Genomic DNA, 14,122 nt, shown 5'->3' with positions numbered 1-14,122 from the left:
CCATGAAAAAACTTGTCATTCTACTTTTAGTAATTTTAACGCAACACATCAACGCGCAGGAAAACAGTTTAACCTGGCCTCGTGTGATCAAAGCAGGTAATTACAAAATAACTTTATATCAACCTCAATATGAAACTTTGGTTGAAAACATATTAAAAGGTAGAATGGCAATTTCTGTCAAAACAAAAGAAGATAAACTTTTGTTTGGTGCCATGTGGTTTGATGCTAGATTAAATACAGATCTGGAAACAAGAATGGCTAGTTTAGAATCTATCGATATTCTTAAGATCAAATTCCCAGATATTGAAAACGATAAAAACATCGAAGTATTAAAAGAAGTACTTCTTGAAGATTTAGAAAAGATCAACATCGATATTTCTATCGATAAACTTATAGCTAGTTTAGAAACCGTTTCTGAAGAAAAAGAAATCTCAGAAAATTTAGACAATACACCCCCAAAAATCTACTTCCGTCAAGAGCCAACTGTTCTAGTAAGCATCGATGGAGAACCAAAATTAAAAACAGTAGAAGGTAAAAAAATTGAGTATATCGTTAACACTCCTTTTTTCATCGTAAAAAAGAAAAACACCTACTATCTTAAGGGAAATAATTTCTGGTATAAAACAGATGATCTTTATGATACGGATTGGAAGACAACCAATTCAGTTCCTTCAGACATAGAAAATCTTGCAGATAAAAATGTAAGTTCACAACAAAACCCAGAGATAGAAGAAGGAGAAACTACTCCCCCAAAACTTATTATCACCACGAAAGCCGCAGAACTTGTGGTTACAAAAGGTGATTTGGCTTATGAGCCAATTAAAAACACAACACTATTATTAGTTGGTAATACAGAAAGTGATTTATTACTAGAAATAGAAAGTCAAACGCACTATCTTTTACTTAATGGTAGATGGTATGCTACTAAATCTTTAAAAGAAGAGAAATGGAATTTTGTTGAACCCAAATCTTTACCCAAAACATTCCTATCCATTCCTGCAGATGATCAAAAAGTTTCGGGTTTAAGAGTTAGTGTACCAGGTACTGATGAGGCTAAAGAAGCAATATACGAACAGCAAATACCTCAGACTGCTCAAGTAAACAGAAAAGAAGCAACCACCAAGGTGACCTATGATGGGAAACCAAAATTTGATAAAGTTGAAGGAACAAATCTTTCTTATGCCATCAATACTGAAAGTACAGTTTTATATATCAACAACATCTATTATGTAGTTGACAATGCAGTTTGGTTTCAATCCAATTCTGCACAAGGCCCTTGGATCGTATCCACAAAGAGACCAGATGAAGTTGAAAAAATTCCACCGAGTTCACCTGTTTACAATGTAAAATACGTATACATCTATGAATCAACACCTGAAGTTGTTTATGTTGGTTACACCCCAGGCTATTACCACTCTTACATGTATGGTGGAGTAATTGTATATGGTTCTGGCTACTATTACAGACCATGGTACGGAATGTATTACTACCCAAGACCCGTGACTTATGGTTTTGGTGTGCATTATAACCCTTATACTGGATGGGGATTCTCTGTTGGGGTTAGTTATGGATGGATGAGTATGTCATTCCATTCTCGTGCCTATTGGGGACCTTGCGGTTACAGACACGGTTATCGACACGGATATCACAATGGATATAGACGAGGCTATGCTGCGGGATACGCTCATGGTAAAAGAAACTCTAACAATGTATACAGAACACAAAATGGTAAAAACAGACCAGGAATAACTACCCGACCTGTTAAAGCACAAGGAAACAGACCAACCCAAGCCAAAAATACCCGCAACAATCTTTACACAGATAAAGCCGGTAATGTTCATCAAAGAGATAAAAATGGAAACTGGCAACAAAAAAGAAACAACAACGCTGGTAACAAAGCTCAGACCAGACCTCAAACTAAACCTGACACTAGGCAACAAACAAGACCTCAAACTAACGATTACCAAAAACAACAAAGGCAACAATTAGAAAGATCTCACAATAACCGAAGTAGAGGTAATACAAACTACAATCAATATAGATCTCAAAATAGATCACGCCCATCCATGGGGGGTGGTCGACGACGATAAAAACGTGTTAGCGAACTCATGAAACGATTAATCTTTTTATTCTTACTCTCAACAACTTTGTTTTATGGGCAAAAAGATACTCTTAAACTAAAAAACAAAGATATACTTGTTGGAACTGTTGAAAGTTTTGATACAGGCGTACTCGTCTTCAAAACCTCTTATAGCGACAAAGATTTTCGCGTTGAATTTGACAAAGTCACAAGTATTTACATTCATAAAAAATGTATTATTACACTTACTAAAAGTAGACGACGCTTTGGAAAAGTTAGAACTATCAAACCTGGAATTGTTACCATTGAAACAAACAAAAATCTCGTTGAAACTTTTAAAATCTCTGAAATTATAGCCTTCCAGGAAGTTAGTGAAGATAGACGTAAAAGATTCTCGGGAAGTGTCGACTTTGGTTACGACTTTACCAAAGCACAAGGTAAAAAACAAACCACCGTCAATGCAACATTAGGATATGTGGGAGAACTATGGGTAACCAATGGAAGTTTAAATGTTTTAAACTCTCAGCAAGATGATGTAGAAGACATCAAAAGGACAGATGCAAAAGCAGACGTCCGGAGGTTGATCTCTAAAACTTGGTATATGATTGGTGAATTAACTTATCTTTCAAATACTGAACAAGCACTTCATGGACGTTATACCCCTAACTTAGGTATGGGAAAATTATTAGCCAGTACTCCTAAACTATATCTAGGACTCTCAACTGGTATTGCCTTCAACTTCGAGACATATGTGGATGAAAGTTTAAACAAAAAATCTACAGAAACTTTCATCAACGCAAATCTAAACATGTATAACTTTGAAGATATTAGTTTAACAACAGATGTTAAGGTCAGTCCAACAATTTCTGAATTTGGAAGGGTCAGGGTGGATTACAATCTAACCATGAAATATGATTTGCCATATGACTTTTATATTAAAACTTCTTTTACTTTGAATTACGATAACGAACCCGCAATTGAAGGAAATCAATATGATTATATTTTTTCCAGTGGTTTTGGTTGGGAATTCAATAAATAAACCAATGAATTTTCAGATTTAAAAACACATTAAATCACTGTTTAAGAATACCTCTTACTACCCTCTCTTTAAAAATCAGATTTTAAATAGTCAAAACACAAAAACATAACCACCTAACAACCTGTCAATTAAAATAAAAACATGTTTTTTGACAGTTTTTTTTATTGTTTTTTTCAGCTTATTTACCGTTTAAAAACTTGTTTTAACTTGAATTTTACCCACAAAACAAACTGAGCTAGGCCTCTATATTTGCTGTATAATTTTTTCATAAAACCAACACAGATGAAAACAGTAAAGCTACAAAACGAAAAAGCAACAAAAATCAACCTATTGGATTTTAAATCCGTTCAAATGAGAACCTTCCACTTAAGCTGGATTGCATTCTTCCTTTGTTTTTTCGGATGGTTTTCACATGCACCATTAATGAAATCTACTATTGCACCTGATTTAGATTTAACAAAAGCACAAACAACACTTGCTTTTATTGCATCGGTGGGGGTTACAATTTTTGCTAGATTAGGAATAGGAAATCTTTGTGATAAAATAGGACCAAGAAAAAGTTATGTTTACCTATTAATTTTTGGAGCTATCGCTGTTGCTGGATCTTCATTTGCCTACTCTTGGGAAACTTACTTAATTTCTCGTTTGGCTATCGGGGTAATCGGAGCTTCGTTCGTAATTACTCAATATCATACTTCTGTTATGTTTGCACCAAACGTAATTGGTATTGCAAATGCAACTACTGCTGGATGGGGTAACCTTGGAGGTGGTGTTACAAATGCAGCCATGCCATTAATCGCATCGGCCGTAGCAGCTTTCGGATTAGCTGAAGCAACTGAATCATGGAGAATCGCTATGTATATACCAGCAATAATCATGTTATTTGTAGCATATTTATATTGGAAATACACAACAGATTGTCCAAAAGGTAATTATACAGACTTACCAGAAGAAAGACCTCAATCTAAAAAAGGTGAAAAAAGTTTATTTTATGCAGCAGCATCAGATAAAAGAGTTTGGATTCTTTTCGCTATGTATGCAGGTTGTTTCGGAATGGAATTATTCGTTACTGGAAAAGCATCAACGTATTATCAAGAAAAATTTAGTTTAAGCCAAGAGGCAGCAGGATTTGTGGTTCTATTCTTTGGAGCAATGAACTTATTCGCCAGATCAACTGGTGGATGGATTGCTGATAAATTCTCTAAAAACTCAGGATTGAATGGTCGTGTTAAAATTTTAGTTTATGTAGTGATCGCAGAAGGAATTGCTTTACTACTATTCTCTCAAATGAATGTATTAGGATTTGCAATCGCAAGTATGGTATTCTTCTCACTATTCGTTCAAATGGCAGAAGGAGCAACGTACTCTGTAGTACCATTCATAAACAGAAAAGCCCTTGGAGCTGTTTCTGGAATTGTAGGAGCAGGTGGTAATGTAGGAGCCGTATTATATGCTCAATACTTATTAAGAAGTGGAGCTACTTTACAGGATGCATTTTTCACTTTCGGATTTATTGTCTCTGCTGTTGGTTTCTTAGGGTTCCTTATTAAATTCTCTCCAGCTGACGAAAAAGCCGCTATAGACGAACAAAATAGACTAGAGGCTTTATCTAAAGCAGCTTAATTATACAATAATTAAAACTTAAAAAAGCTCTTTGAAAATTTTCAAAGAGCTTTTTTTTCTCTTCATTCTTTCAATACCTACAAAAACGCAGTTTTACTTATGTATTAAAAAACTAAATTAGCCCTGTGTTCGTCATGTTTTTTACGAATGCAACAAAGTAACTTTGTAGAAACAAACCCTAAAAACAAAACCATGGCAGATTGTACACAATGCGAAAACTTAAATTGCCTTATTAAAAAACATAGTTTAAACGATAAAATCACTAATGTTTTAGAGAACAAACACACCATTAAGTGTAAAAAATCTCAGCAGTTTATTATGGAAGGTACACCTGCGCATGGATTATTTTTTACCTACAAAGGAAAAGTTAAGGTTGCCAAAACAGGAGCAGATGAACGTGAGCAGATTGTGAGATTTGCTAAAGATGGTGATATAATAGGTCATAGAGGAGGTTTTGGCTCTTCAAAATACTACTCAATATCTGCACAAGCATTAGAAGACTCCACCTTATGTTATTTTTCTAAAGAAGATCTAAAATCTATCTTATTAAACATCCCTGAACTTACATTTGATTTTATGTTATTCTATGCAGATGAACTTAGCGAAAGTGAAACACGCGTTAGAAAATTAGCACAGATGTCCGTAAAAGAAAGAGTTATTGACTCCCTTATTTATATCGATAAAAAATTTGGTTCTAAGGATGGACTTTTTAACGTATCCTTAAGCAGAAAAGAATATGCAGAATATTCAGGAACTACAGAAGAACAAGTAATCAGAATTTTATCTGGTCTAAAAAAACAAAATCTAATCAATGCTAAAGGGAGAAAACTAGGGATTAAAAACCTGGAAACCCTTAAAAAAGAAATTTCTAAACACACATTAAATTCTTGACACTATACCCCGATCTATGTTTTAAAAACTGCGCTTTCACCTTAAAAGAAAGCGCAGTTTTTTTATACAAAAATCCAAAAACCCCATTTTTGAACCTACCATAACGCAGTTTAGTTTTTGTATTTACTCCGCTTTTTCTAAGTATAAAAGACTGTTAACCACTGTGTATTCGCACAGTTTAAATTATACACTGAATCTATCTTTGTCATGTATTCAAACATACACAAACACAGATTAAAATAATCATTTATTAAATAGAAAACATGAAAAGAACAGCCATTAAAATTACAGCACTTGCAAGTATGTTTCTTGCAATCTCATGTGGAGGTAAAGACACAAAGAAAAAAGAAGCAACAACGAAACCTCAAGCAAAATCAGCAAGTTTAGAAATTGAAAAACCACAATTAACTTTTGGTTTTATAAAACTTACAGATATGGCACCTTTAGCAATTGCAAAGGAAAAAGGATTTTTTGAAGATGAAGGTTTATTCGTATCTGTAGAAGCTCAATCTAACTGGAAAAACATCCTAGACCGAGTTATTGATGGACAATTAGATGGATCTCATATGTTAGCGGGTCAACCTATTGCCGCTGGAGCAGGATTTGGACGTCAGGCAGAATTAGTTACACCTTTTTCTATGGATTTAAACGGAAATGGAATTACTGTTTCTAACAATGTATGGGAAGGTATGAAACCAAATGTTAAAAAAGGACCTGATGGAAAACCTGTACATCCAATCAGTGCTGAAGCCTTAAAACCAGTAATTACAGAATACAAAAACAACGGTAAAGCGTTTAAAATGGGAATGGTATTCCCTGTATCAACTCATAACTACGAAATTAGATATTGGTTGGCAGCAGCAGGAATTCACCCAGGAATGTATTCTGCTAACAACATTCAAGGACAAATTGATGCAGAAGTATTACTATCTGTAACACCACCACCACAAATGCCAGCTACCTTAGAAGCAGGAACTATTTACGGTTACTGTGTTGGAGAACCTTGGAATCAACAAGCAGTTTTTAAAGGAATCGGTGTTCCTGTAACTACAAATTATGATATCTGGAAAAACAACCCAGAAAAGGTATTTGTTATGACTAAAGAATTTGTAACTAAATACCCTAACACTGCCGTAGCTGTAACAAAAGCTTTAATTAGAGCAGGTAAATGGTTAGATACTCCTGGAAACAGAAAAGAAGCTGTTAAAATCTTAGCAATGTCTCAATACGTTGGAGCTGATGAAGCTGTATTAGCAAACTCTATGACGGGTACATTTGAATTCGAGAAAGGAGATAAGAGAGAAATGCCAGACTTTAACGTATTCTACAGATACAACGCTACTTACCCATTCTACTCTGATGCTGTATGGTTCTTAACTCAAATGAGAAGATGGGGACAAATCCCAACTGAAAAACCAGCCGCTTGGTACGCTGATAAAGCTAAAGACATCTATCGTCCAGACATTTGGTTAAAGGCTGCAAATATGCTTGCTAAAGAAGGTAAAATCCCTGCGACAGATATTCCTAAAACTGATGGATACAAGCCAGCAACGACTGACTTCATCGATGGAAAAGTATACGATGCAAAAGATCCTATTGGATACATCAATAGCTTTAAAATTGGTAACAAAGACAGTAAATAATAAACTACAACACCTAAAATTAACACTTGAAAGCTACATCCTTTCAAGTGTTAATTTATCAAAATTCATTTGAAACCTAGTTTCAACAAATTAAACGACAACAAAATGAAAGATTCTATCATAAAAGTATTACGATTCATAGGTCTTGGTTTTCTTGAGCCTCTAGTACGTCTTGCTAGTGGAGAAGATTCTAAAAAAAACACCATAGCAGTATTAAAAAAAATAATAGCACCCATCGCATCGGTTTTATTATTTCTAGGAGTATGGTACACGGGATCTAAATCTCTTTACAACACAGAAGCAAATTATAAAATTGAAAAAACATTAAAAGACCAAGGGCAAGCAGAAGCAGATAAAATAAAAGCTTGTATTGAATCTGGAGATCTTTCGTGTCAACCAAATACGCTTCCCTCTCCCTCTCAAGTATGGGCCTCTTTCTTAGTTCTACTTGAAGATCATAAAGAAATTAGCAAGGACAAAAAAGCATTTAAAGAAAAAACTGCAACTTTAAATGAAAAAAGAATTGCTGAAGGAAAAGCACCTATTACTTATACTGGTAGACCCTCATTTGTTGATCAAATTAAAACAAGTATCAAAACCGTTTTCGCAGGTTTTCTATTAGCTTTATTAATCGCAACTCCTATTGGAATCATCATTGGTTTGAGCGATACACTTCGTAATTCATTCAACTGGCTAATACAAATACTAAAACCAGTTTCACCTGTAGTTTGGTTATTGCTAGTATTTATGATTGTAAAAACGTTGACAAAAGATTCTACAGGAGACACTTCTTTTGTAATTTCATTTATTAGTGTTGGTCTCTGTTCTATGTGGGCTACATTAGTAAACACTGCCATGGGAGTTTCAACGGTAGATCAAGACTATTTAAATGTTGCAAAAGTTTTAAAACTTGGAACTTTCCAAAAAATATTCAAAGTTATTTTGCCAGCCTCCTTACCCTTGATATTTACAGGTTTAAGAATTACTCTTTCTGTCGCTTGGATGGTATTAATTGCAATTGAATTGTTAGCACAAAGTCCTGGTTTAGGTTCCTTTGTATGGGAAGAATTCCAAAATGGAGCCATGGATTCTAACTCAAAAATTATTGTTGCCATGTTTGTAATTGGTTTCATTGGTTTCTTATTGGATAGAATAATGTTAACCATTCAAAAATTCATTTCATTCGATAAAAACGAAGGAATCTAAGAATGCTTAACCGTTGAACCCACAAATGGACTTCAACAATATTCGAACTTTAAAAAAACAGCAAATGGCTTATTTAGAACTAAACAACATATCAAAATCTTTCGGAAGCAACGAAAATCTTACAGAGGTTTTGGACAACATAAATTTACACATTGAAGAAGGTGAATTTGTAGCAATTGTTGGATTTACAGGAAGTGGAAAAACCACTTTAGTAAACCTAATTAACGGACTAGAAAAACCAACTTCTGGAGAAGTATTATTTAAAGGAAAACAAATAGAAGATACTAGCCATGAACGTGGTGTTATCTTCCAAAACTATTCCCTTTTACCTTGGCTTACAGTATATCAAAATATTGAAATGGCAGTAAAAGAAGCATTCCCAAAGGAAAACAATTCTTTTTTAGACAAGCGCATCAAAGAATATATTGACATGGTAAGTTTAAGTCATGCTACTCATAAAAGACCCAAAGAATTATCTGGAGGAATGCGCCAAAGAGTATCTGTAGCGAGAGCACTTGCTATGGATCCTGAAATGATCATTATGGATGAGCCTTTAGGAGCCCTAGATGCTTTAACGAGAGGTAATTTACAGGATGAAATATTGAATATTTGGAATAAAAATAAAAGAACAGCCCTATTAATCACCAACGATGTTGATGAAGGAATTTATATGGCAGATAGAATTATTCCGCTTAGACCTGGTCCCAAAGCTACTTTAGGTCCTGAATTTAAAATCAATATTGAAAGACCTAGGGATAAGACCGAATTAAATGACAATCCTGAATACAAAAAAACAAGGAATGCCATTATTGAATACCTGATGGATATTGGTAATGAAAGATCTGGAAATTCTGAATTTAATTATGAGCTACCAGATTTACAACCAAAAGATTTAAGATGGGATTTTAGATCTCCTAAATAAACTCAAAGAACTTTAAAATGGAAACAAAAACAATATTACAAGAAAAGTTTGCTAGTAAAGATGTAATGCTAGATTTAAAGGACTTAAAAAAAGTATACCCTACTCCAAAAGGTGACTACGTAGTTTTGGAAGATCTGAATTTACAAGTAAGAAAAGAAGAATTTATTACTATCATCGGTCATTCTGGATGTGGAAAAACAACCATGCTTTCTATGATTGCAGGGTTGAATGAAATTTCTGGAGGAAAGATATCTGTTCTAGGCTCTTCTATCAAAGGACCGGGGCCTGACAGAGGGGTTATATTCCAAGCTCCCAGTTTAATGCCATGGATGACTGCTATGGAAAATGTGATGCTAGGTGTTAAAAAAGTTTTTCCTCATGGAAGTAAAAAAGAAAAAGAAGACATCTGTAAATACTATTTAAGTAAAGTTGGTTTGGATGGTTCTTTTCATAAAAGAGCTTCAGAGCTTTCCCAAGGAATGCAACAAAGAGTTGGTATTGCAAGAGCTTTTGCCATCAAACCAAAAGTATTATTATTAGACGAACCTTTTGGAATGCTAGACTCATTAACAAGAGGAGAATTGCAAGATGTACTAATAGAAATCTGGAATAAAGAAAAAATTACTGCAATCATGATTACACATGATGTAGACGAGGCAATTTTCTTATCGGATAGAGTTGTGATGATGACAAGTGGTCCTAGAGCTAAAATTGGAGATATTCTACCTATTGAATTTAAAAGACCAAGATCCAGAAAAGCAGTACTTGCCCATGATGACTACTACAAATACCGTAAACACATGATTGACTTTTTAGAACATTAAGTAGTTTTACGTATCTTAACGATACAAAAAGAGGTTAAAAACTGCTATAAGTCATGTTTTAGAAGCTATCAAACACATAGATTTGCCCTATAAATCTAATGAAACAAAATCGAAAACAATCAATTATTAAAATTACAAAAGATGAAAATTAAATTTACCCTAGTAGCCTTATTGATGTTAGCAACATCATCTATAATGGCCCAATTTTCTTTAAATGGAGAGTTTAGACCAAGATCTGAATGGAGAGATGGTTTTAACTATAAATACCAACCTAAAGATGCTACCGATCTAACTAAAGGAAGTGTAAATACTGCTGGTAGGGAAGGTACCGACGGTTACATTATAACAGATGCTAGAGTTGCTTTAGCAGCTAAGTATGCAGCAGAAACATATACTGCTTACATTTCTGTTCAAGAAGTATTTACTTTTGGTGACAGACCTCAAATCTCAGCTACTGGTAATGGAAAAATAAGAATGCAAGAAGCTTGGGCAGATATCAAATTTTCTAAACTTACTTCTTTCAAACTAGGTAGACAGCCTCTTTCTTACGATGACCAAAGAATCTTAGGAGGTCTAGGATGGGCTCAGCAAGCAAGAACGCACGATGTAGGTATCGTGAAGTATGCTAACAATGGATATTCTTTAGATGCAGGTTTTGGTTACAACACAAATGGAGCAAATAATGTATATGATACTTCTGCATTGTTTTCTTATAAAAACATCGCCTTTTTAAGAGTTAACAAAAAATATGAGTCTTTAAACTTAAGTGTTTTAGCTTTACATAACACTTTCCAAGATGCAAATGTTGGACCAGAGAACTCTAACTTATTTACAGGAGGTTTACACTTCGACTACAAACCAGGAGCACTTTCATTCAGTGGTAACGCGTTTATTCAAGACGGAGAAAGAATTGGTCAAGTTGCTGTTAAAGCTGCTTACTTAGCTAGTTTGGATGTAAACTTTAAAGCAACTGAAAAAACAATGTTTGGATTAGGTGCTGAGGTAATCTCTGGTAAAACAGATACTTCTGTTGGATTCTTCCCTTTATATGGAACCAACCACAAATTCAACGGTTTGATGGATAGATTCTACGTAGGAAACCATGCTAATGCAAACGGTTTAGTAGACTTAAATGTAACTGCTGCAACAAAAATATTTAAAACTTACAACTTGAAAATCAAAGGACATATGTTCTCTGAGCAATCTCAAACTAAAAATTCTTTAGGTCAAGAAATTGATTTAGTTGTTTCTAAAAAATTCAAAGAGTTCTCTTTGGCAGGAGGTTACTCTCAATTCTTTGAAAGCGACGATTTCCCTAATCCTGTTGGAAATCCACCTGCAAAAAGCTTACAAAACTGGGCTTGGTTGATGTTAACTATCAAACCTTCTTTCTTGTAAGAAAAACAAATAGAAATCAAACCATAAAAAACCGCTTTTAGAAGCGGTTTTTTTTTGCTTTAATTTTAAGAAACTAGACTTTCTAAAGCATAAAACAATCTATTTTTAGAATTGCTTTGTGACCCAAATATTGACCGAAACACCTTACCGCTTTTTTCAACCAAAATCCAATGAGGAGTACCTTCAGCATTAAAAAAGTCATACAATTCGTGATTTTTATCTACATATATTGGAAAGGGTAAATCACTTGAAGTAAAAATACTCCTGATCTCTTTCTCCGTAATATTTCCTTCTGAAAAGTTAGAATGAATTCCGATAACTTGTAATTCAGTAAATTCTAAACTGAACTCATATGCCAGAGGAATCGCTCGACCGGTACACCCTAAACATTGATTATTATAAAACAACAGTAACAAGGGGGCACCTTTATACTTCTCTAACAAATTAATTGCTTTCCCTGAAAATTCTTGCACCATAATCTCAGTGAACCCTAGGTTACTTCTTTCCATATTACTATCATAAAAATTAAAACTTACCTCTACTCTACAGCAACCATTTAGAAATAAAAACATGCTATTTATCAGAAAATTATAAGCATTCTTATCGGATAAAAATTGAATAAAAAGACATTTTCACTTGTTACATCTCATAAAACAAATCATCCATTCGATTTAATTTTACAAGTATAAAAATACATAATTAAAACCACGCTTTCACATTCTATAATGGAAACCAACACCATAAATATCGTTCAATTATCTTTTAAAAAATTAAAGCCACACGGACAAGGAACTGCGACCTATTTTTATGATCGTCTGTTAGAACTTGACCCGAATTTAAAAGGATTTTATTCAAGCAACACTAACGAATCCATGGAAGAGCTAAGCGCCTTTTTTATGAATATTCTTAAAACAACCATCTCTTATCTCGACAACTTTCAACAACTAAAACCAATTCTTTACAACCTTGGAAAAGTTGTACGTGCAAAAAAATTAAAACCAACATTCTTTGATTTTATTGGAACAGCATTTATGGCGTCTCTATCAAATAGTCTTCAAGAAGATTTTACGTTAGAAGTAGAACTAGCTTGGTTTCAATATTTCCAAAAAATTTCACAATCGATTCAATTATAATTCAATTCATACGAACTCTAAAAAAACAATTATCATGTTAAAAATTTTCAAAAACCTTTTCAATAAACCCGAACAAGACATAGCAGTTGAAGAAGCACCAATTGACTTAATCACAACAAAGTTAGTTCAAGATTCTTTTGAATTAGTCAAACCAATTGCACCAGCCGCTGCTGAAATTTTTTATACCAAACTTTTTGAACTTGACCCTAAGCTAAAACCTCTTTTCCCTACAAAAAAAGAAGGAGCTATGGCCGAACAAGGGAACAAACTTATGACCATGCTTGCAAGTGCTGTAGCAGGGCTTTCTGCTTTAGACAAGTTGATTCCAGTATTGCAAGATCTTGGTAAAAGACATGTTGCTTATAAAGTTGAAAAATCACACTACGATACCGTTGGTGCTGCTCTATTAGGAACGCTAGAGGCTGGACTTGGAGATGCTTTCACTCCGGAAGTAAAAGAAGCATGGACCAAAGTTTACACAGTTATGGCAGGTGTCATGATTGAAGCTGCATACGAATAAAATTAACATATCAACCCCCAAAATCAACAACATATGAAAAAATTAATTTACACTTTTATAATAAGTTTTCCAGCATTTTTAATCTCTTGTGGTGGTGTTCCAGAAAAAAGCAAAACAGCCGTTAAAGAAAAATTAGAATTTTCTGTTGCAGAAGTTCTAGAAATGGTCTCAAAAGAAAATGACATCACCAGAACACTTTACACCAAAGCGATTGTAGGAGCCGGGAAAAAACAAGGTTTAAAATTTGATGAAGATTGGCAAAAAAAAGATGTTGAAGCTGGACCATTACCTGCTTTATTCTTGAGAGGAATTGCCAACGACATCAGAAAAAGTGAAGTTCCACTCGGACTGTATTTAGGATCTGATTTCCCTATCAACAAAGCCAATAAATTTGAAGGAAAACAAGGTGAATTATTTAAACAAATTAAAAAAGACAGAAAACCACAGCATTTTTATGATGAAGATCAAAAAATATACACAGCAATGTTTGCAGATGTAGCCGGAGCTGGAGCTTGTGTCTCATGTCATAACAAACACGAACAAACAACAAAAAGTGATTGGAAATTGGGTGACGTAATGGGAGCTACTACATGGCAATATCCAACAGACTCTTTAAGTTATGATGCAACAATTGCAGTACTTAAAGCCTACAGAAATGGTACAAAAGCTGTATACAAAGATTATCTAGCTGAAATTGCCGCTTTCAAATCAAGTGAAAAACCAGTAATTGGAGAAAAATGGCCTTCTGCCGGTGGAAAATATTTACCAACTCCAGAAGTATTCTTGGACAGTGTGCGCGAATTAGCTTCAGCTGAAACCATGGCCGTTTTATTAAAATAAATT

General features: G+C 34.2%; 13 protein-coding genes. 12 read left to right on the top strand and 1 reads right to left on the bottom strand.

From position 1 onward, the window contains the following. Positions 1–2: 2 nt before the first annotated feature. The 9 genes from AC2DZ0_RS12435 to AC2DZ0_RS12395 all read left to right on the top strand — a co-directional run bounded on the left by AC2DZ0_RS12435 (position 3) and on the right by AC2DZ0_RS12395 (position 11,626). Positions 3–2,090 carry a hypothetical protein gene (locus AC2DZ0_RS12435; RefSeq protein ID WP_484642119.1) on the top strand — a complete coding sequence of 696 codons (2,088 nt, stop codon included), beginning with the start codon at positions 3–5 and terminating at the stop codon, positions 2,088–2,090. A gap of 18 nt (positions 2,091–2,108) precedes the next feature. After that, complete coding sequence (locus AC2DZ0_RS12430; RefSeq protein ID WP_484490377.1) at positions 2,109–3,119, top strand: DUF481 domain-containing protein; 1,011 nt, start codon at positions 2,109–2,111, stop codon at positions 3,117–3,119. A gap of 282 nt (positions 3,120–3,401) precedes the next feature. Further along, complete coding sequence (locus AC2DZ0_RS12425) at positions 3,402–4,742, top strand: MFS transporter (protein WP_484642118.1); 1,341 nt, start codon at positions 3,402–3,404, stop codon at positions 4,740–4,742. Positions 4,743–4,934: 192 nt separating this feature from the next. Beyond that, complete coding sequence (locus AC2DZ0_RS12420; protein WP_484490375.1) at positions 4,935–5,633, top strand: Crp/Fnr family transcriptional regulator; 699 nt, start codon at positions 4,935–4,937, stop codon at positions 5,631–5,633. A gap of 263 nt (positions 5,634–5,896) precedes the next feature. After that, a complete protein-coding gene (locus AC2DZ0_RS12415) occupies positions 5,897–7,276 on the top strand; it encodes a CmpA/NrtA family ABC transporter substrate-binding protein (protein WP_484642116.1) in 1,380 nt (459 codons plus the stop codon). A gap of 105 nt (positions 7,277–7,381) precedes the next feature. After that, positions 7,382–8,482: an ABC transporter permease gene (locus tag AC2DZ0_RS12410; RefSeq protein WP_484490373.1), complete on the top strand. Its 1,101-nt coding sequence runs from the start codon at positions 7,382–7,384 to the stop codon at positions 8,480–8,482. A gap of 64 nt (positions 8,483–8,546) precedes the next feature. After that, positions 8,547–9,404 carry an ABC transporter ATP-binding protein gene (locus AC2DZ0_RS12405; protein ID WP_484490372.1) on the top strand — a complete coding sequence of 286 codons (858 nt, stop codon included), beginning with the start codon at positions 8,547–8,549 and terminating at the stop codon, positions 9,402–9,404. Between the two features lie 17 nt (positions 9,405–9,421). Then, positions 9,422–10,228 carry an ABC transporter ATP-binding protein gene (locus AC2DZ0_RS12400; RefSeq protein WP_484642115.1) on the top strand — a complete coding sequence of 269 codons (807 nt, stop codon included), beginning with the start codon at positions 9,422–9,424 and terminating at the stop codon, positions 10,226–10,228. A 141-nt stretch (positions 10,229–10,369) separates the two neighbouring features. Then, on the top strand, positions 10,370–11,626 hold the full coding sequence (locus AC2DZ0_RS12395; RefSeq protein ID WP_484642113.1) for an alginate export family protein: 1,257 nt from the start codon (positions 10,370–10,372) through the stop codon (positions 11,624–11,626). Positions 11,627–11,691: 65 nt separating this feature from the next. Here AC2DZ0_RS12395 and AC2DZ0_RS12390 read toward each other — a convergent pair whose 3' ends face one another. Continuing rightward, entirely contained in the window at positions 11,692–12,198 is a 507-nt protein-coding gene (locus AC2DZ0_RS12390) for a TlpA family protein disulfide reductase (RefSeq protein ID WP_484642111.1), read from the bottom strand. A gap of 153 nt (positions 12,199–12,351) precedes the next feature. Between AC2DZ0_RS12390 and AC2DZ0_RS12385 the strand changes: the two genes are divergently transcribed. From AC2DZ0_RS12385 to AC2DZ0_RS12375, 3 genes are read left to right on the top strand one after another with little or no spacing between them, the layout of a single operon-like run. Beyond that, on the top strand, positions 12,352–12,759 hold the full coding sequence (locus tag AC2DZ0_RS12385; protein ID WP_484490369.1) for a globin domain-containing protein: 408 nt from the start codon (positions 12,352–12,354) through the stop codon (positions 12,757–12,759). 34 nt (positions 12,760–12,793) lie between these two features. Further along, positions 12,794–13,279 carry a globin family protein gene (locus AC2DZ0_RS12380; protein WP_484642109.1) on the top strand — a complete coding sequence of 162 codons (486 nt, stop codon included), beginning with the start codon at positions 12,794–12,796 and terminating at the stop codon, positions 13,277–13,279. A 33-nt stretch (positions 13,280–13,312) separates the two neighbouring features. Then, a complete protein-coding gene (locus AC2DZ0_RS12375) occupies positions 13,313–14,119 on the top strand; it encodes a c-type heme family protein (protein ID WP_484642107.1) in 807 nt (268 codons plus the stop codon). The last annotated feature ends 3 nt before the right edge of the window (positions 14,120–14,122 follow it).

It is taken from the genome of Flavicella sp. IMCC45668 (genome assembly GCF_057219105.1).
The sequence above is the reverse complement of the archived record's forward strand: the minus strand, read 5'-3'. Positions and strand labels throughout refer to the sequence as shown.